At 63.4% G+C, this 18,742-nt stretch carries 21 protein-coding genes; 7 read left to right on the top strand and 14 right to left on the bottom strand.

Annotated features, from left to right (window positions below; genetic code table 11):
• The first annotated feature begins 134 nt into the window (after window positions 1-134).
• Window positions 135-971, top strand: a complete 837-nt coding sequence (locus AC1ROT_RS04235; RefSeq protein ID WP_492997357.1) for a class I SAM-dependent methyltransferase — start codon at window positions 135-137, stop codon at window positions 969-971.
• Between the two features lie 30 nt (window positions 972-1,001).
• Here AC1ROT_RS04235 and AC1ROT_RS04240 read toward each other — a convergent pair whose 3' ends face one another.
• Window positions 1,002-2,780: a DNA methyltransferase gene (locus AC1ROT_RS04240; protein WP_492997359.1), complete on the bottom strand. Its 1,779-nt coding sequence runs from the start codon at window positions 2,778-2,780 to the stop codon at window positions 1,002-1,004.
• A gap of 98 nt (window positions 2,781-2,878) precedes the next feature.
• Here AC1ROT_RS04240 and AC1ROT_RS04245 point away from each other — a divergent pair, with 98 nt between their 5' ends.
• Window positions 2,879-3,115, top strand: a complete 237-nt coding sequence (locus AC1ROT_RS04245; protein ID WP_492997361.1) for a helix-turn-helix domain-containing protein — start codon at window positions 2,879-2,881, stop codon at window positions 3,113-3,115.
• Window positions 3,116-3,180: 65 nt separating this feature from the next.
• Window positions 3,181-4,584 (top strand): HEAT repeat domain-containing protein, encoded by a 1,404-nt coding sequence (locus tag AC1ROT_RS04250; RefSeq protein WP_492997362.1) that lies wholly within the window; start codon window positions 3,181-3,183, stop codon window positions 4,582-4,584.
• A 206-nt stretch (window positions 4,585-4,790) separates the two neighbouring features.
• Here AC1ROT_RS04250 and mdh read toward each other — a convergent pair whose 3' ends face one another.
• From mdh to AC1ROT_RS04275, 5 genes are all read right to left on the bottom strand, one after another.
• Window positions 4,791-5,759, bottom strand: a complete 969-nt coding sequence (gene mdh / locus AC1ROT_RS04255) for a malate dehydrogenase (RefSeq protein ID WP_492997364.1) — start codon at window positions 5,757-5,759, stop codon at window positions 4,791-4,793.
• 284 nt (window positions 5,760-6,043) lie between these two features.
• Complete coding sequence (locus tag AC1ROT_RS04260; protein WP_492997366.1) at window positions 6,044-6,934, bottom strand: SRPBCC family protein; 891 nt, start codon at window positions 6,932-6,934, stop codon at window positions 6,044-6,046.
• Window positions 6,931-7,272, bottom strand: coding sequence for an ArsR/SmtB family transcription factor (locus AC1ROT_RS04265; protein WP_492969878.1), 342 nt, complete (start codon window positions 7,270-7,272; stop codon window positions 6,931-6,933). The genes AC1ROT_RS04260 and AC1ROT_RS04265 overlap by 4 nt, the downstream gene beginning before the upstream one ends.
• Window positions 7,273-7,517: 245 nt before the next feature.
• Entirely contained in the window at window positions 7,518-8,279 is a 762-nt protein-coding gene (locus tag AC1ROT_RS04270) for a 3-hydroxyacyl-CoA dehydrogenase (protein WP_492969877.1), read from the bottom strand.
• Window positions 8,280-8,367: 88 nt separating this feature from the next.
• On the bottom strand, window positions 8,368-9,105 hold the full coding sequence (locus tag AC1ROT_RS04275) for a substrate-binding periplasmic protein (protein WP_492997368.1): 738 nt from the start codon (window positions 9,103-9,105) through the stop codon (window positions 8,368-8,370).
• 105 nt (window positions 9,106-9,210) lie between these two features.
• Here AC1ROT_RS04275 and AC1ROT_RS04280 point away from each other — a divergent pair, with 105 nt between their 5' ends.
• Together AC1ROT_RS04280 and AC1ROT_RS04285 are read left to right on the top strand one after the other, a co-directional pair.
• A complete protein-coding gene (locus tag AC1ROT_RS04280) occupies window positions 9,211-9,594 on the top strand; it encodes a YkvA family protein (RefSeq protein WP_492997369.1) in 384 nt (127 codons plus the stop codon).
• Between the two features lie 18 nt (window positions 9,595-9,612).
• Window positions 9,613-10,044 (top strand): hypothetical protein, encoded by a 432-nt coding sequence (locus AC1ROT_RS04285; RefSeq protein ID WP_492997370.1) that lies wholly within the window; start codon window positions 9,613-9,615, stop codon window positions 10,042-10,044.
• 79 nt (window positions 10,045-10,123) lie between these two features.
• Here AC1ROT_RS04285 and AC1ROT_RS04290 read toward each other — a convergent pair whose 3' ends face one another.
• The 6 genes from AC1ROT_RS04290 to AC1ROT_RS04315 form a co-directional block, all read right to left on the bottom strand.
• Window positions 10,124-10,726, bottom strand: coding sequence for a YbaY family lipoprotein (locus AC1ROT_RS04290; protein WP_492997371.1), 603 nt, complete (start codon window positions 10,724-10,726; stop codon window positions 10,124-10,126).
• 236 nt (window positions 10,727-10,962) lie between these two features.
• Window positions 10,963-11,460 carry a hypothetical protein gene (locus tag AC1ROT_RS04295; RefSeq protein ID WP_492997372.1) on the bottom strand — a complete coding sequence of 166 codons (498 nt, stop codon included), beginning with the start codon at window positions 11,458-11,460 and terminating at the stop codon, window positions 10,963-10,965.
• Between the two features lie 2 nt (window positions 11,461-11,462).
• The gene (locus AC1ROT_RS04300; RefSeq protein WP_492997373.1) at window positions 11,463-11,816 is read right to left on the bottom strand and encodes a DUF6152 family protein; all 354 of its coding nucleotides are present in this window, start codon (window positions 11,814-11,816) and stop codon (window positions 11,463-11,465) included.
• 61 nt (window positions 11,817-11,877) lie between these two features.
• Window positions 11,878-13,341, bottom strand: a complete 1,464-nt coding sequence (locus tag AC1ROT_RS04305) for a M20 family peptidase (protein WP_492997374.1) — start codon at window positions 13,339-13,341, stop codon at window positions 11,878-11,880.
• A 125-nt stretch (window positions 13,342-13,466) separates the two neighbouring features.
• Window positions 13,467-14,117, bottom strand: a complete 651-nt coding sequence (locus tag AC1ROT_RS04310; RefSeq protein ID WP_492997375.1) for a 3-oxoacid CoA-transferase subunit B — start codon at window positions 14,115-14,117, stop codon at window positions 13,467-13,469.
• Between the two features lie 21 nt (window positions 14,118-14,138).
• A complete protein-coding gene (locus AC1ROT_RS04315) occupies window positions 14,139-14,840 on the bottom strand; it encodes a CoA transferase subunit A (RefSeq protein ID WP_492969868.1) in 702 nt (233 codons plus the stop codon).
• 442 nt (window positions 14,841-15,282) lie between these two features.
• On the opposite strand from AC1ROT_RS04315, the gene leuA reads away from it, so the two are divergent.
• Both leuA and AC1ROT_RS04325 read left to right on the top strand, forming a co-directional pair.
• A complete protein-coding gene (gene leuA, locus AC1ROT_RS04320; protein WP_492997377.1) occupies window positions 15,283-16,977 on the top strand; it encodes a 2-isopropylmalate synthase in 1,695 nt (564 codons plus the stop codon).
• 211 nt (window positions 16,978-17,188) lie between these two features.
• Window positions 17,189-17,527 carry a P-II family nitrogen regulator gene (locus AC1ROT_RS04325; RefSeq protein WP_290811128.1) on the top strand — a complete coding sequence of 113 codons (339 nt, stop codon included), beginning with the start codon at window positions 17,189-17,191 and terminating at the stop codon, window positions 17,525-17,527.
• 78 nt (window positions 17,528-17,605) lie between these two features.
• On the opposite strand, the gene AC1ROT_RS04330 is transcribed toward AC1ROT_RS04325, so the two are convergent.
• Together AC1ROT_RS04330 and AC1ROT_RS04335 are read right to left on the bottom strand one after the other, a co-directional pair.
• Complete coding sequence (locus tag AC1ROT_RS04330; RefSeq protein ID WP_492997378.1) at window positions 17,606-17,749, bottom strand: hypothetical protein; 144 nt, start codon at window positions 17,747-17,749, stop codon at window positions 17,606-17,608.
• 81 nt (window positions 17,750-17,830) lie between these two features.
• A complete protein-coding gene (locus AC1ROT_RS04335) occupies window positions 17,831-18,742 on the bottom strand; it encodes a metal ABC transporter solute-binding protein, Zn/Mn family (RefSeq protein ID WP_492997380.1) in 912 nt (303 codons plus the stop codon).

Below are 18,742 nucleotides of genomic sequence, written 5' to 3' on the forward strand. Positions count from 1 at the left end.
GAATCAGGATAAGGTCTCGGCGGCTCACGCCAGTATAGCCTCACCTCGCGGCGGACCAACATCCCCGCCCCCGATCCGGATTTCGTATGACCTCCCGCCCTGCCGCACCAGACTGCCCTGCCTGCAAGACACGGATGCAGCCGAAGGTCAGCGACTGGACCTGGCACTGCAGCAACTGCGGCCACTGGGTTGCCAACCTGCAGACCGATTTCGCGCCAGGCAAAGGCCTGCCGCACTCCGAGAGCGATGACCCGATCGGCTTCCTGGAACCGGTGCGGCTGGCCAACTTCCGCCGCATCCTGGCGCGGATCGAGGCGCTGGGAATACCCAGAGGCAAAGACAGCCGGATTCTGGATATCGGCTGCGCCAGCGGCTTTTTCCTCAAGACCGCCACCGAGCATGGCTATGCCGCGCTGGGCATCGAACCGAAACTGGAAATGGCGGAGGCCGCAAGGCGCCACGGCGCCGAGGTGCGGCATGGCTTCTTCCCCGATGTCCTGCAGCCGGACGAAAAATTCCATGTCATCATCTTTAACGACGTGCTGGAACATATCCCCGATGTCGGCGCGATGCTGGACGCCTGCCGCGCGCATCTGCACGCGGACGGCCTGCTGGTGGTGAATATCCCGAATGCGCAGGGGCTGTTCTATCGCATCGCCACGCTGATGCATGGCTTAGGGATGCGCGGGCCGTTCCATCGCCTGTGGCAGACCATGTTCTACACGCCGCATCTTCATTACGTGACGCCGCAGAGCCTGACCCTGCTGGCCGAGCGCCATGGCTTTGCGCGCCGCGGCGACATCGAGCGGCTGGTGTCGGTGAGCTATAGCGGCCTGCGCGAACGCGTCGCCGCCGATCCCGGCCTCGGTGTGGTCGGCCGCATCGTGATGGTCGTCGGCACGGCGGTACTGGTGCCGCTGACCCGGATTTTCCCGTCCGACATCATCGTCGGATTTTTCCGGGGCAGATAAACCGCAGCATCGAGCCAAGTCCACCCGCGCTCACGCGGCCTCAGTCTGTTTGTCCCGCTGAAGGAGTCCGGACTTCCTATCGATACTGTAGCCTGCTTGGCGCAGGGCAACGAGAACATCGCCCAGATGAAGGTCATCAAGCATCAAGTGGCGGTTGATCGCGCGACTCAGCATGCGTGCGTATACGTGACTTGGGTTCTTGGCGTCGTCGATGCTAAGTTCGGCGACAGCGTCGTGAATGAGAGCTGCCGTATCGCCGGTGGACAGAGCCCTTGCCTCCTCGATGACCTCGCCCTCAGCAGGCTTCGCGATGGTAACAATGAGGTCGACTGTAACCACGCTCTCAGAGCCTGAATTCAAGCCCTTTACCGAGCGCTGCCCCTTGTCAAGGATAGCGACGTGAGCCGGAGCACCTCTAAAGCCTGCATCGCGGATGGCTCGTTGAACAAGGCCCCAAATTCGGCCGCTACTATTCCCAAAAACGACGGACATATGTCCGCCAGGCTTTAGGATGCGAAATCCTTCAGCGAAAGCCCCACGGAGCAAGTTTTCATAGCGGTTGGCAGAGTCCTTCTTCCGCCCGCCGGTCGTATGCATGACGGCCTCGGATGTATTGTCGGTGATAGTGCCAAGCCACGCTTCGTGGAAGAGACTCATATCGCTATAGTAGATATTGCTGCCGAACGGTGGGTCAGTGAACACGTAATCAACTGACGCATCGCGGAGGTGACTTAAACTGTTAGCCGAGGCGAGTTCATATGATACATCGCAGCCACTCCGACGCTCAAAGAGCTCACCCTCTTGGGCACCACGCAGCGCATCGTCAGCGCGTACCGCCGCCTCAACCTTCCGTTCGAAGAGTTCAAATACATTCCATTCATAGTAAATGGGAGCAATGTAATAGGTTTGATTCTGCGCGTTGAGCGGTCGCTGCGCGCTCCATTGATAGCGGCGTGAGGCGCGCGGCAGAATTGCCGTAAAAGTGAAGCTGAGCTTCCGACGCATGGCGGCATCTTCGACCGCCTGAATAGCGCCCCAGAGTTCGAGCAGTGCTAACGCGTTACGTGGCGAGAAGAACTTCGCCGTTTCAGTCATGTCCGCCTTGCCAAGGCCAGAGCGGCTGTACATCTCACGATCAGTACCGATCGTGAGCGAAGGCACCCTCGCTTGCCGCGGGTCGGCGAGCGCTTCGGCAACCATCTTAAGGTCATGGGCCGAGACCTTTTGCGTCACCTGTCGCCCCTGCAGGCCATCGACAACGACCTCGACCGGAACATCTTTGCCTCGCGTCCAGCTCCGGCGCGCGAAGGGTCCGCCGCACGAAGGGCATTCGGTCGGAGGACCGCCTGCTGGAGTGACGTGCTCGAAGTAAATCAGCTCTTTCGAACAAGCGGGGCATACATACGTGAATGACCAGACAGTGCGAATCATCTCGATCAGCTCGCCATCTGACTCGCGACGAGCTTGATAGAGTCCGCTAAGTGCTTTCCGTGCCCTCGTCATAACGACATCGGCCTCTTCACGGAGCTTTGACGCGGAGACCTCAGCGAGATAACCGCGCGCGATGTGCTGGCCAAGCACGGAGATATCGCTGAGCACGGCTCGCCGACCAGTCTGGAGAGCGGCAAGACCGGTCATGCCTGAGCCCGCGAAGAAGTCGACAACGAGATCACCAGGCTTTGAGAACGTCTCGATGAAGGGCCTAATAGCTCCGACCGGCACCTTCGTTAGATAGGCGTGACAGTTATAGATGGGGTCCGTACGGGGAACCGTAATGGTGTCAGGTAGAAAGCTGAATTTTGAGACCAAGGAACACCGCCAATCAATCAGAGAGGTAACTCAAAGTCTGTAGACTCATTGTTTGCACATTCCTAGCCTCGCGACAATCTTGTTTTAAGGATTCGTGAGTGAAATCAATAGAGCCTAAGGCGATTCTCGCAGAGAACGTACGCCGGTTTCGACAAGCAACCGGCCTTTCTCAAGAAGAATTGGCCGAACGGGCTGGACTTCATCGCACCTATATTAGCTCGATAGAGCGGGCCCAGCGTAACGTGTCGCTGGAGAACATCTTCAATATTGCAATCGCTTTAGGCGTCAAACCGCCTGATCTCATTGCCTCTCCCGTTGCCAAGGGCCGCGGCTAATGGGATTCAAGGTTGATAGCAGCTTTCTCCGGTTCTTGACGATGGGTGCACTCGGCGCCCGGCAGGTGACCGACGAACTCCGCGAAATTGGCTTCGAGCCTATTGAGTTGGAGCGCTACGGCACATCCAACAAGATTTGGGCAACGAAGGTGAAGCGGCTGCGCCTGCCGGATGCGCTGTGCATTCGCACTGGGCTACGCGTGGAAATTCGCGCGAAAAGTGATCTCAAAATCCGCATGAGCGACGCACCCAATAATCCCGAACGCGCTTGGGATGCAGGCATGCGCGACGAAGACGTGATTGCTCTCATCGCATGTCGAGACGGCGGCAATGGACTGATTCCATCTGATAAAGCCGCTTACTTCACCGTCAAATCATTGCGAGATTCCGTAGCAACGTCAGCTCTTGGCCCAGCCAAGTCGGCATCGGAAGGCGCTGAGCGCGACCGAACTTGGCCCGCCACTGTCCCAACCAGGCCTGGCGAGGTTCAGGAGGTCACGGCCGAGAAGATCACAGCAATCATGGAGGGAGACGGGCAACCGGCTCGAAAGCAATCGTTCCTGCTTAAAGGTAAAGTTCCTTACGTCTTGGCCGGTGATCGCTTCCAAAGTCGCAGTAGCATCCTCGCGGGAACGCCGTCGGGGCTGGCTGACCTGACAAGCTACTTGGCGAATGTCTACGACCCTCTAGGCAGCCTGGATGCCGCGAACGCCACCGACCGCTTCGCTGCTGTTAAAGCACTGCGCTTTCGAGTCGACCTTCATGGCACCGCCCTCCCAGCTCTCGAAAGCCACTTGGACATCGAAGAAGAAGCGCGTGTCGCGCTGGAAGCTGCCGGAAGTGCCGCCGCGATTGGCTCGAACAAGGGGCGCGCTGCCGTAAGACGAGCACTTTTCGAAGGCGAACGCATCGACCTCAGCATGGAAGCCATTCTCATCCTCAGCGAGCTGAAAGACACCTTCGCGCGCGATACTCTGTTGGAAGCGGCAAGCAACACGCTTTTTCGCCAGGATGAGCGGCGGCAGGCTGCGGTCTGGGGCCTCGGCAAGGCAGGCGTGCGTTCCTATGCCGACATACTCCCCTTCATCGCGGATGAGGAAGAGAATGTCGGCTACCATGCCATCGTGGCGTTTGGAAATGATGCGCCGCGCCAAGTAATCCGCACCCTTATTGACATGCTGCGCGAAGGCGATCTGCGACGCGCGCCGGCAGCCTCAGAAGCGCTTCGCGTCATCGGGAGCCTAGCCGCCATTGAGGAATTGATCTTGGCGACAAAGGCCAGCAACAATCCCAACTGGTTGCTCGCCACGCTCGGGCGCATGCCCCCCGATTTGGTCCGCCAATCACTTCAAGGCGATCCTTTACTCTCCATCTTAGAGCCCATGCTGCTGACGGCAAACGGGGCAAATTGGCTCGCGTCAGAAGAGGCCTCGACCGACATGGCGTTCCTCCTTAAGCAGAGCCTCTAGCGCTGGGCAGTATAACTCTCCCCGATGACGCGGGCGAAGGGAGAGGGTCAGGGTGAGGGCCTTCTCAAACGAAAACGGCGCGCCGCTGATCAATCTAGCATGTCGTCATGGTCGGACTTGATCCGACCATCTCCCGCAGAACTGCGAGAGATCCTCGGGTCGGGCCCGAGGATGACGTGTTCGGTTTGTTTTACTTGCCGAGGCCCTTACTTACCAAGCGTCGGGTCGATCACCTTGCAGGCGTCGACCAGGCCCTTCACGGCATTGGCCGAATGCTCGAACATCTTCTGCTCTTCCGGATTGAGCTGGATCTCGACGATCTTCTCCACGCCATTGGCGCCGATCACCACCGGCACGCCGACATACATGCCGGTCTGGCCGTACTTGCCCTTGTCGAGCCAGGCGGCGCAAGGCAGCACGCGGCGCTTGTCCTTCAGGTAGCTCTCGGCCATCTCGATGGCCGACGAGGCCGGCGCATAGAAAGCCGAGCCGGTCTTGAGCAGCGCCACGATCTCGGCGCCGCCGTCGCGGGTGCGCTGGATGATCTTGTCGATCTTCTCCTGCGTCGACCAGCCCATCTTGATCAGGTCGGGCACCGGGATGCCGGCCACGGTGGAATAGCGGATCAGCGGCACCATGGTGTCGCCGTGGCCGCCGAGCACGAAGGCGTTCACATCATTGACCGAGACATTAAACTCTTCAGCGAGGAAGTGACGGAAGCGGGCGCTGTCGAGCACGCCGGCCATGCCGATCACCTTGTTATGCGGCAGGCCGCAGACTTCGCGCAGCACCCACACCATGGCGTCGAGCGGGTTGGTGATGCAGATGACGAAGGCGTCCGGCGCATGCGCCTTGATGCCGGCGCCGACCGCCTGCATGACCTTGATGTTGATGCCGAGCAGATCGTCGCGGCTCATGCCGGGCTTACGCGCCACACCGGCGGTGACGATAATGACATCGGAACCGGCAATATCCTTGTAGTCCTGGGTGCCACGCAGCTTGGCGTCGAAGCCTTCGACCGCGCCGGCCTGGGCCATGTCGAGCGCCTTGCCCTGCGGCAGGCCTTCGACCACGTCGAAGATGGTGATGTCGCCGAGTTCCTTCATGCCGGCCAGCAGGGCCAGGGTGCCACCGATATTGCCGCCGCCGATCAGGGCGATTTTCTTGCGCGCCATAGGGAAATCCTCCGGAAATGCATCGTCTTGGGGTGGGAAATGGTCGGCCCAAGGGGTAGCGGGAATCGCCGGGCCGGGCAAGGCTTGGCCACCCCTCCGAAGGCCGAAGACGGCGGGGTTTCAGCAAAGAAACGGCCGCCGGGGTGAACCGGCGGCCTCTATATCAATTCTGTAAACGTCACCCTCGGATGATTGGGATGGACCCTCGGGACAAGCCCGAGGGTGACAAAAGGAATATCCGCGCGGCGTCCTGCGCCGATGTCTCTTTGCGATGCCGCTCCGCCTCAGCGGGATGCGACGAAGCGGTCCAGTTTGCCCAGCGTCTGCAGTCCCAGTTCCACGGCGCCGAAGCCCTTGGCCGCCTGGAATTCGGCAGCCGTGCTGAACACCATGCCCAGCGTGACCTTCGTTGCGCCGTCCTGATCCTCGAACACGGCCCAGGCATCAGCATGTTTCGGCCCGTTCTCGCCCCAGTGCAGCGTGTAGTCGAGCCTTTCCCCGGCCCGCACCGCGCCATAGCGATGATGGTTGGGGAAGACCGTGCCATCCGGCCCGATCATGTCGAAGACCCATTCGCCGCCGGCCCGCAGATCGATCCGCGCTGTGCGGCAGGAATAGCCGTCCGGCCCCCACCATTGCGGCAGCGTCTCGGGGTTCATCCACGCCGCCCAGACCAGATTGCGCGGTGCGCGGATCACGCGCTCCAGCACCATGGTCCGCGCGGCCACGGCGGCGAGATTGTCCAGCCCCGCGCCGAAACCCTGCCGGTATCCCGCTTCCATATTCTCGGCCAGCGAAGAGAGCTGCACCGTCACGACCAGCCGGCTGCGTTCCTCGGTCCCTGAGAGATCCGCCGTCACCAGGGCGGCCGACTGCGTCACGCCCTCGCAGGACACCACCTCGTAATTCACGCTGCGCTGCATTGGCTGGATGTCCAGCCAGCCAACCTCGCAGCGGATATCCGGTTGCCCCTCAACCTTGCAGAGCGAGACCTCGCGGCCGCCCACCCGGCTGTCGGCTTCCAGAAATTCCACGGTCACCGCGGGCGTGGGGGCGGCCCAAATGCTGCGCGCGGCCGGGGCCGTCCAGGCCTGCCACAGCACCGATACCGGCGCCGCCATCTCGCGCGCGAAGGTCAGCGTCGCAAAACGATTTGAATCCGGGGTCTGCGTCATTCCTTTTGTGCCTTCATCACGGTCATCACAAATGCATCCAGCCGGTCGAGCCGGCCTTCCCAGATGGCCCGCTGTTCCTCCAGCCATGTCCGCGCCGGGGTGAGGGCCTCCGGCACAATGGCGCAGGTGCGTGTCCGTCCATCCTTGGAGGTCGAGATCAGACCCGCCTCTTCCAGCACGGACAGGTGGCGCATCACCGTGGGCAGCCGCAGTCCCGTGGGACCGGCCAGATCGGTGACCCGCGCCGGTTCCTCGGCCAGCCGGGTCAGGATCGACCGGCGGGTCGGGTCGGCCAGCGCATGGAAGAGCAGCGAGAGATCGGGATCATACTTAGCCATATAGCTAACTATATGGATGCGCCGGAAGCTGTCAAGAACAGTTTGCCGATTGGCTAACTAATTGTAGGGCCAGAAAACGGCCGCCGGGGGGTGAGCCGGCGGCCTATCTTCATAACTGTCACCCACGGACTTGATCCGCGGGTCCCATTTTTAATGGGATGCCCGGGTCAAGCCCGGGCATGACGATGTGCGGTGGTTCAGCGCGGGGCCATGCCCATGCTTCTCTTCGCGATGTCGCCCCGCGCTTACCGCGGCGCCATACGCAGCGCGCCGTCGAGGCGGATGGTCTCGCCGTTCAGCATGGTGTTCTCGCAGATGTGGCGCGCCAGGCTGGCATATTCTTCCGGACGGCCCAGCCGCGACGGATAGGGCACCGACTTGCCCAGGCTCTCCTGCGCTTCGGGCGGCAGCGCGAACATCATCGGCGTGCCGAACAGGCCCGGCGCGATGGTGCAGACGCGGATGCCAAACGACGCAAATTCACGCGCCAGCGGCAGGGTCATGCCATGCACGCCCGCCTTGGAGGCGCCATAGGCCGGCTGGCCGATCTGGCCATCGAAGGCGGCGACAGACGCGGTATTGATGATGCAGCCGCGCTCCTTGTCGGCCATCTCGGGCTGCTGCTGCATGTGATGCGCGACCAGGCGGATCATGTTGAAGGTGCCGATCAGGTTGATCTGCACCACCTTGATGAACTTCTCCAGCGCCACCGGGCCGTCCTTGCCGACCGCCTTCATCGGGGTGCCGACGCCGGCGCAATTGACCAGCACACGCACCGGACCGACCTTGGCGATCGCCTCTTTCACGGCGGCTTCGCCGCCCGGGCCGTCGGCCACGTCGCATTTCACCGCCACGCCGCCGATCTCCTTGGCGGTCTGCTCGGCCAGCTCCAGATTCATGTCGAAGATGGCAACCTTGGCGCCGCCCTTGGTCAGCTCGCGCGCGGTGGCCGCGCCCAGACCCGAAGCGCCGCCGGTGACGATGGCGCCAACACCCTTGAGATCCATGGACTCACTCCCTTTGATCGTTATGTATCGTAACTATTCCGGGCGGCGGTTATAAACCAGCAGGCCCGGATTTTCCATGATCGGACCGTCAGTCCAGCAGCAGGCGGTCGTAGCCGCCATCGGCCCGCAAGCTACCGAGGGCCTTGTTAAATCGCTGGATCAGGCTGGCGGCATCCGGGCGGGTGCGCGGCACCAGGACATACAGATCGGTGGTGCCGAACGGCGGCTCGTGAATGGCGACAACGGCCGGCGCCAGGCCCATCTTGGCGACCAGGGCATTGCCGATCCGCTCGTCCTGGATGAAAAAATCCGCGCGGCCGGCGGCCACCAGCCCGGGACACATCGCCGCGCTGCTGGGCGTCACGCGCTGGACCTCGTCGCGATCCATCATGGTCTGCAATTCGCGCGGTGGCGCATAGCCAAGCGCAACGCAGGCGCGGCGGCCGCGCAAATCCCGCGCCGCGCGATAGTCGAAGGGACGCTCTGCTGCGACGAACACGACCTGCCGCATATGGATCAGCGCGTCGGAAAACAGGAAATCGCGCTCGCGGTCGGGCGTGTGCACATAGGGGAACGTGGCGTCGTAGCGACCGCGCAGGGTCTCTTCATAGCCGCGCCGCCAGGGCAGGAAATCGACCCCCGCGGTTGCCCCCAGCCGATCGACCACCTGTCGCACCAGCATGGTGGCCAGGCCACCACCGGGCAGGCGCGGATCGGCAAAGGGCGGATAATCCTCGCCGGTCACCAGGGCCAGCCGCTCGGCCGCCTGGCCGGGGTGGCACAGCCCCATGACCACAGCCGTCATGCAGATGACAAGCGCGCGCAATTCCATGTCCGGTCGAGAGCCCCCTCGCCCGAAGTATGGCATAGCGCCGCCCGGCTTGCAGTGCCCCCGCTTGCAGCGCCGATCCGGGCTTCCCATATTGCTGGCGTGAGCCTGGACCCCAATCCCCCGACCTATCAGCTGCCGGCCGATCCGGCGCGGCTGGCCATTGAGCAGCCGCGGCTGGCGAAGCGCTTCTGGCGCAAGCTGAAAAAGACCATCGGCTATCTGCCCTTTGCCGAGACCTTCCTGGCGGCCTTCTTCGCCGCCGTCGATCCGAAGACGCCGACCGGCGCGAAAGCCATCCTGCTCGGTGCGCTCGGCTATTTCGTCGTCCCGGTGGATTTCATCCCGGATATCCTGGGCGCCTTCGGCTATGGCGACGACATCGCCGTGATCCTGGCTGCCATCAAGGCGGTGGAAGGCTGCATCACCGACGTCCATCGGGAAAAGGCGCGCACGCATCTGGACAAGCTGCGCAACCAGTCCTGATCTTGGTAAGTTGGCGCCATGCGCCGCCTGGTCTGTCTGCTTCTGCTGGCCCTCCCCGCCCTGGCCCTCCCGGCTCTGGCCGACGAGCCGCCGGCGCCGCCGCTGTATTTCCGCGCCGGCACGATCCTGCCGGGCGGGCATCTGCTGCCGGCCGAAGTCATGCTGCCGCCACGCCCCGGCCCGGTGACCCTGATCCCGAGCGAAGGCCCGCCGCTGCACTGGCAGGTCACGGTCGCTCACGGCGAGACGCAATTGCTGGATGCCAGCGGCCGCTGGGCCGCGAAGGTGGAGTATCTCCGCCAGCAGCGCGGCGGGCACATGGTCTGCCAGACTTACCAGACCACGATCTCGCCGGAATGGTCGCGCGCCACCAGGGACAGCCAGCCGCGCGTGGATTACGCCCCGGCGGATGACCGCATCTACAGCTTCCGCGAAATCGCCTGCCCTTAAAACGGCCTTGAAAAGAACCGGGGCCCGTCTCCGGTCTGGAGACGGGCCCCGATCACATCAGCGCAAACGCGCCGAAGGTTTACCGGTACGGCTGCAGGATCACGGTGCCGGCCGGGGCGGCGGCCGGAGCCGGCTGCACGTAATAGGTGCCCGGAACGGTCGTCGCCGGCTGCACGATCACGGCGCCGCTCGGCGTGGTGGTCGTGGTGGTGGTCTGCTGCACGACGGTGCCCGGCGCCGGCTGCACGGTGGTCACCGGCTGCGGCACGAACACGGCCGCCACCTGCTCCAGCTCAACATTGATGTTGCTGCTCGGCGCGGTCTTGGTCACGACCGGATAGACCTTGGTGTTGCGGAACAGCACGCGGCCGCCCTGCTCGATCCAGGCATTCACGACATAGGTCGCGTTCGGATTGAGCGAGCCGTATTCATAGGGCAGCGCGAAGCTGGTGACGGCGGCGCTGTTCGGAACGATGCGCTGCTCCGAAACCGGGGCCGGATAGGCCTGGCCGCGGGTGATGTCGTCGAGGCGTACGACGATCACGGAATCGGCCGGCAGGATCAGCCGTTCGCGATAGGATACGGTGCCGCTGACGGCATAGCTGCGGCTGGCGCAGGCGGCCAGCGACGAAACGGCAATGGATGCTGCAAATAACGTGAAGAATGTACGACGCGCAATCATGGCTTTTCTCCTTATGAGCCGTCGGGAATGGCGAGTGGACCGGCTGCACATAGGAACGAAGCTGTGCAGATAAGGTTCCGCTGTTTTCCGCGAACTGGTGCGCATCAAACGGAATCGTGTTCCGCGCAGTTCCGCTTCGTCGACATGATCATGTTTTTGTCGCAGGCCCTCCGCATGCGTCTGGCGCGGGGCACCCGCAGCAGATGTTTGGCATTGCGGCTGAAAAAAGGCCGTGCCTAGAGATAGGCGATGAGACGGCCGCCGATGACCGCGCCACACCAGGCCAGCAGCGAGAGCAGCGCACCGACACGCGCCGCCGCCGGCACATAAGACGTGGCGCCCCACAGGTCCATGCTGCGCCAGGGCCCGAGATGGAACAGCGCCGCATTGGCCACGCCGAGGGCGACGCAGACGAGCTTGATCTGGAAGGCCGGGTTGACGGCGATGCTGGTCGCCTCGGTGGTGAACAGCAGAAGCCCGGTCGGCGCGGCGATGAAAAAGCCGAGCATGGCGAGCGGCACGGCATGGCGGGCGTAAGCGCCGGCCGGCAAATACCGCGTCAGGCCGAGCAGGCGCAGGTCGAAACCGACGATGCTGCCGACCAGCAGCACGAAGCCGAGAATATGCAGCACCTCGACGGCGGGATAGAGCATCAGCGACGAGCGCATGGTGTCGCCGACAACCGACTGCTCCAGCGCCACCAGCCAGGGATGATGCGAGGCGGTGTGCTCCACGGTCAGCGCAGCTCGACGGTGAAGCCGTTATGGGTCAGGCGCTCGGCCCGCATCTCGTCGGGCCGCGACCGGCTGGGATACCCCATCGCCACCACCCTGTCGCCGACCTTGATATCGGTGACCGGCTTGCCGCGGCTGGCCATGCGCGCCGGCGGCGACAGCGTGACGACCCACGTCTTGTCCGGCATCTTCAGCTTCAGTTCGCCATGCGGATTGTTGGGATCGATCTCCGCCACCGTGCCATCGAGCGTCAGCACGGTGTTGGAGTCATACGAACCCCAGCCATGATGGGCGAGTGCCGCGGTGCTGACGCAGAGTGCGGCGATGGCGGAAAGCAGAAGGCTGCGGCGGAGCATGGGGGCATCTCCCTGTCTGGACACCCCATTCTCCGGTGATCCCGCCGCCCATGCAACGATATTAGTTCGCGGCCGTCTTCAACAAATCGATATAGAAGCGGGTGGCGCGTACCAGGTTCTCGACCGACAGCCGCTCGTTGGTGCCATGGAAACCGGTGAGGTCCTGCGGCGTGATCATCATCGGGTTGAAGCGGTAGGCATTGTCGGTGAGCTGGCCGTAATGCCGGCTGTCGGTGGCGGCGATGGTGAGGCCGGGCGCCACCACCACCTCGCCGTAATTGCGCCGCACCGCATCGGCCATGGCGCGGAAGGCCGGCGTGTCGGTGCCGGCCAGCACCGAGGCATTCGAGGCCGTGCCCTTCACCGCGATGCTGACGCGCTCGTCGTCGATGGTCTTTTTCACATAGGCGATCACGCTCTCCACGGTATCGCGCGGATGCAGGCGGAAATTCACCACGCCCACCGCCTCGATGGGGAGCACATTCTCCTTGATGCTGCCCGACAGCATCGTGGGTGCCGTTGTCGTACGCAGCATGGCATTGGTGCTGGGGGCCTTGCCCATCTGATTCTCGATCAGCGGGCCGAACAGCCACTGGTTGGCGAACAGCAGGCGCATGCCGAACGACATGTTGCGGGCCAGCGCCTCGAAGACGTCGCGGGTCACGCCGTCCAGGCCGCCCGGCACAGGTGCGGCCTGCAGCTTGACCAGGGCCGAGGCCAGCACGCCGACCGCGGTCTCGCGCGGCGGCATCGAGGAATGGCCGCCAGCGCCCCTGGCGGTCAGCTCCAGCGTCAGGTAGCCCTTCTCAGCAATATTGATGCTGGCCGTCGGCGTCGCCACGCCGGGCACGATGCCGTCGAGCACGAAGCTGCCCTCGTCCAGCGTCCAGGCCAGCCGCACATTCTGGCTTTTCAGATGCGCGGTGACGGCGGCGGCGCCCTGCTCGCCGCTGACCTCCTCGTCATGGCCGAAGCTCAGGTACACCGTCTGCTTCGGCTGGAAGCCTGCTTTGATGAGGAAGGTGACGGCATCCATCATGGTGACGATGGCGCCCTTGTCGTCCAGCGTGCCGCGGCCCCAGACATAGCCATCGGCGATCACGCCGCCAAACGGCGGCTGCTTCCAATCCTTCTCGGTGCCCGGGATCACCGGCACCACGTCGTAATGACCGGTCAACAGCACCGGCTGCGCCGCCGGGTCCCTGCCGGACCAGGTGAACAGCAGGCTGTGGCCGCCGAGACGCTCGCGCTTCATCTGCGCATGGGCTTCGGGATAGGCGGTCTCCAGCCAGGCGATGAAGCCTTCGAAGGGGGCCGGATCGGCGACGGCCGGCGGCTGCACCGAGATGGTGGCGAACTGCACGGCCTGCGACAGGCGCTGGGCCACCGCATTGCCATCGACCGCATGGGTGGAGGCCTGCACGGCCGGCAAGGCCTGCGGCGTGAAGGTGATCGTGCGGTAAAGCACGACGGCGGTGAGCGCCACCACGACAACGCCCAGCAGGGCCAGCAGCTTCCGGATCATCACGACACCTCCGTGTTGCCGGCAGCCTAGCGCTTTGCCGCCGACTGTCCAGTTGACGCTAGGATATGAAAAGGCCCCGGCAGTCGCCCGCCGGGGCCTCGTTCCATTCCGTAAACGCCGGACGCTTACTTGGCGCTGTCAGCCACCGTGTAATCGGCGCCGGTCTTTTCCTTCAGTTCTTCCAGCGACACGCCGGGCGCGCGCTCGATCAGCACCATGCCGCCGCCCTTGCGGTCGATGGTGAAGACCGCGAGATCGGTCACCACCATGTCGACAACGCCGGCGCCGGTGAGCGGCAGATCGCATTTCTTCAGCAGCTTCTTCTCGCCGTCCTTGGAATTATGCTCCATGACGACGACGACGCGCTTGACGCCGGCGACCAGGTCCATGGCACCGCCCATGCCCTTGACCATCTTGCCCGGGATCATCCAGTTGGCCAGATCGCCATTCTGGGCCACCTGCATGGCGCCCAGAATCGACAGATCGATATGGCCGCCGCGGATCATCGCGAAGGACTGGTCGGAACCGAAGAAGCTCGAATGCGGCAGTTCGGTGATGGTCTGCTTGCCGGCATTGATCAGGTCGGCATCTTCCTCACCCTCATAGGGGAACGGGCCCATGCCGAGCATGCCGTTCTCCGACTGCAGCACAACGTCGACGCCGTCGGGGATGTAGTTCGACACCAGCGTCGGGATGCCGATGCCGAGGTTGACGTAGAAACCGTCCTTCAGCTCTTTCGCTGCACGGGCGGCCATTTCATCGCGGGTCCAAGCCATGATCTGTGTCTCCTTCTTGGCTCAGGCGCGCTTGCGCACGGTGCGGTTTTCGATGACCTTGGTGTACGGCGCGCCCAGGATGACGCGTTGCACATAGATGCCCGGCGTATGGATATTGTCGGGATCGAGCTGGCCGGGTTCGACCAGTTCCTCCACTTCGGCAATGGTGATCTTGCCGGCGGTGGCCATCGCGGGGTTAAAGTTGCGGGCGGTCTTGCGGTAGACCAGATTGCCGGCGGTGTCGGCCTTCCAGGCTTTGACCAGCGAGATGTCGGCGACCAGGCCGGTCTCCATGATGTAGCGCTCGCCGTTGAAGATGCGCTCTTCCTTGCCTTCGGCGATCAGGGTGCCGGCGCCGGTCTTGGTGAAGAAGGCCGGGATGCCGGCGCCGCCGGCGCGGATGCGCTCGGCCATGGTGCCCTGCGGATTGAATTCGAGTTCCAGCTCACCGGCCAGATACTGCTTGGCGAAGATCTTGTTCTCGCCGACATAGGACGAGATCATCTTCTTGACCTGGCGGGTCTCCAGCAGCTTGCCCAGGCCGGCGCCATCGACGCCAGCATTGTTGGACACGCAGGTCAGGCCCTTCACGCCGCTGTCCATCAGCGCGTCGATCAGCCGTTCCGGCAGGCCGCAGAGGCCGAAGCCGCCGCACATCACCATCATATTGTCGCGGACGATGCCTTCCAGCGCCGCCTTCGCATTCGGGTAAACCTTGTTCATGCGCCTCTTCCCAGACTGGAGACCAGGCCCGGGCCCCTGTGATCCATGGTGGCCCAAGTCCCTGAAACGCGAGGACATTACTGGTGCGTTTGCGTTGCGGCAACGGTCGACTTGACGCGGACGCGGCAGACTGGCAATTTGTTGGGGATATGAACAAAACCCGCCGGCTACACATCCTCCTTCTTAGCTGCCCGATCCTGTAAGCAGGGTCGGGGCGCCGAAGAGTGCGTGTGTCGTCCATCAACCGGTCCGGTTTGTCATGTCCATCTCGCCAAACACTTACGCCTCCAGCTTTCGCACTGCGTCTCACGCGGTGCTGCTCCTGACGCTACGACTACAGCTTCGACTTACGGGCGGCCGCTGAACAGCGGGCCTCTGTCAGCGGCCATCCAAGGCCCGGTCGAACCCTAATTCCGTTTCTTTTCGCTTCAGGAGCGAAGCCATGAACAAGATGAATTTTCACAAATACCGACCCTTCCAGCCGATCGTATTGCCCGATCGCACCTGGCCCAACCGCACCATCACCAAGGCGCCGATGTGGTGCAGCGTCGACTTGCGCGACGGCAACCAGGCCCTGATCGAGCCGATGGGGCCCGAGCGCAAGCGCCGCATGTTCGATACCCTGGTGCAGCTCGGCTTCAAGGAGATCGAGGTCGGCTTCCCGGCGGCGTCGGATACCGATTTCGCCTTCGTACGCCAGATCATCGAGGAAAAGCTGATCCCCGATGACGTGACGATCCAGGTGCTGACCCAGGCGCGCGAAGAACTCATTGCCCGCAGCTTCGAGGCACTCAAGGGCGCACGCCGCGCCATCGTGCATCTCTACAACTCGACCTCGACGCTGCAGCGCCGGGTGGTCTTCGGCCTCGACCAGGCCGGCATCACCAAGATCGCCACCGACGGCGCGAAGATCGTGAAGCGCCTAGCCGACGCGGCACCGGAGACTGACTGGGTCTTCCAGTATTCGCCGGAAAGCTTTACCGGCACCGAGATCGATTACAGCATCGAGATCTGCGAAGCCGTGATGGATGTCTGGCAGCCGACGCCGCAGAAGCCGGTGATCTTCAACCTGCCGGCCACGGTGGAGATGAGCACGCCGAACATCTATGCCGACCAGATCGAGTATTTCCTGCGCAAGGTGAAGAACCGCGACTGCATCACGCTCAGCCTGCATCCGCATAACGACCGCGGCACCGGCGTGGCGGCGGCCGAACTTGGCGTCATGGCCGGCGCCGACCGCGTGGAAGGCACATTGTTCGGCAATGGCGAGCGCACCGGCAATGTGGATGTCGTGACCCTGGCGATGAACCTGTTCAGCCAGGGCGTCGATCCGGAACTGGACTTCAGCGACATCACATCCGTTGCCCGCACGGCGGAATACTGCAACCAGTTGCCGGTGCATCCGCGCCACCCTTACGTGGGCGAGTTGGCCTTTACGGCCTTCTCGGGCTCGCACCAGGATGCGATCAAGAAGGGCATGACGGCACAGGCCCAGCGCAACGACGGCGTCTGGGAAGTGCCCTACCTGCCGATCGACCCGGCCGATGTGGGCCGCGCCTACGAGCCGGTGATCCGCATCAACAGCCAGTCTGGTAAAGGCGGTATCTCCTACGTACTGGAAACGGATTACGGTCTCGAACTGCCGCGTCGCCTGCAGATCGAGTTCAGCCAGGTGATCCAGCGCATCGCCGATGGTACGGGCAAGGAAATCTCGCCCAAGCTGATCTGGGACACCTTCCAGAACGAATATCTGGAGCAGCCGGACGGCCGCTTCGGCTTCGGCAGCCATCGCACCCTGCCCGACCCGCATCAGAGCGAACGCCGCAGCCTGACCGCCAGCCTCAAGGATGGCGGTCAGGCCGTTGAACTGGAAGGCCAGGGCACCGGCCCGATCGACGCCTATATCGATGCGCTGGCCCGTCATGCCGGCCTGACCATCAACCTGATCGATTACCGCGAGCATGCCATCGCCCCGACTGCGGCCAATGGGGGCGCCTCCTCGGAGGCGGTCGCCTATGTCGAGGTCAAGCGGGCGGACGGCACCACGCTGTTCGGGGTAGGACGTGACCGGAATATCGTCGCCGCCTCCCTCAAGGCCGTCACCTCGGCCGCAAACCGGCTGCTCGCCGCCGGCTGAATCGGGCTGTCACTGCCTAAACTTTTGGCAGGCCGCCGGGATTAGGGCAGAAAGCCGCGACGCGGCCTTTCCTGCCCGCCTCGGCGGCGGCTAAAGTGGTGGCCGACTCGTGCTGGACAACCGGCACGGTTCTTGAAGGGTAGTACAGGCGACGACGCGCCGTGCGGGCAACGACCCTGACAGCGGCCAACAACGCTGAGGAGTGAGACACATGAAACTGGTCATGGCAGTCATCAAGCCATTCAAACTCGACGAAGTCCGCGAGGCGCTTACCAGCCTCGGCGTCGAGGGCCTGACCGTCACCGAGGTTAAAGGGTTCGGCCGTCAGAAGGGCCATACCGAAATCTACCGCGGTGCCGAATACGCCGTTAGCTTCCTGCCGAAGGTCAAGATCGAAGTGGCGGTGAAATCCGCACTGGCCGATCGCGTGATCGAGGCGATCCAGAATGCCGCCAAGACCGGTCAGATCGGCGATGGCAAGATTTTTGTGGTCGATCTGGAAAAAGCCCTGCGCATCCGCACCGGCGAAACCGACGACGACGCGCTGTAAGATTTTCCATCCATCCTTACAGATCGGCCCGGCTGGTAACAGCCGGGCCGTTTTGTTTCAGGCGTCATTATTGTGGCGTCAGCAGTCGGTGCCTCCGCCCGGGCAGGTCTTGTATTTGCCCGGCTCATGCAGAACCGGGACTTTCGGCGGCGCTTCAGCGCAGGCCGCGAGTAGCGGCGCGGCGCCTGAAAAGACGAACAGCACGAGCAGCAATCGGAGCATGGGGCGCATCCTTCTTGTTGTCATGCCGGTTCAACTCGGCACAACACCTGACAGTTCCCATGCCCCTAGCCTAGGGGCGGGTTAATCCTGCCGCTGCATCGCCTCGACAAGGCGCGTGATATTCAGCCGGTACATCTTCGTGAAGCTGTCAGCCTCCCCGCCGGGCGGCGACAGCGCATCGGAATAGAGCCGGCCGCCCACCTTCACCTTGGCCTCGCGCGCGATCTGTTCGATCAGCCGTGGATTGGTGATGTTCTCGAAAAACAGCGCCTGCACGCGCTGGCGCTTGATCTGCCGCACCAGCCGGCCGACGGCTTCGGCCGAGGCTTCGGATTCGGTCGTCACGCCCTGCGGCGCCAGGAATTCGATACCGTAGCGGTCAGCCAGATAGCCGAAGGCATCGTGCTGGGTAATCGCCTTGCGATAAGCGCGCGGCAGGCGCTCGAATTCCGCCGCCGCCCAGTCGTCCAGCGCCTTCAGCTCGGCGGCATAGGCGGCACCGCGCTGGCGATAATAATCGGCATTGGCGGCATCGGCGGCGGCAAGGCCGGACGCAACGGTGGCGATATAGGTCTGCATGCGCTGCAGGTCGTGCCAGACATGGGGATCCGCCACCTTGCCGTGATTGTGCCTGTCGCCCGGGCCGTGATCGTGCTCGCCCATCTGGCGCGGCCTGATGCCGTCGCTGGCGACAATGCGCGTGCCCCTGAAGCCCGACGCCGCCACCAGCCGGTCGAGCCAGGGTTCGAAATTCAGGCCGCTACTGACCAGGATATCGGCATGGGCGAGCGAGCGCGCATCGGACGGCGTCGGCTGGTAGACATGGGCATCGGCCATCGCCGGCACCAGCACGGTGACGGCGGTCCTGTCAGCGCCGATGCGACTGACGATATCGCCCAGGATCGAGAAGCTGACGACCACCTTTTTCGGTTGCGCCACGGCAGGCACGGCGAACAGCAGGGCGGCCAGCAGGCCGGCGATCAGCCGCAGCAT

It is taken from the genome of Ferrovibrio sp. GW821-FHT12E11 (assembly GCF_058806975.1).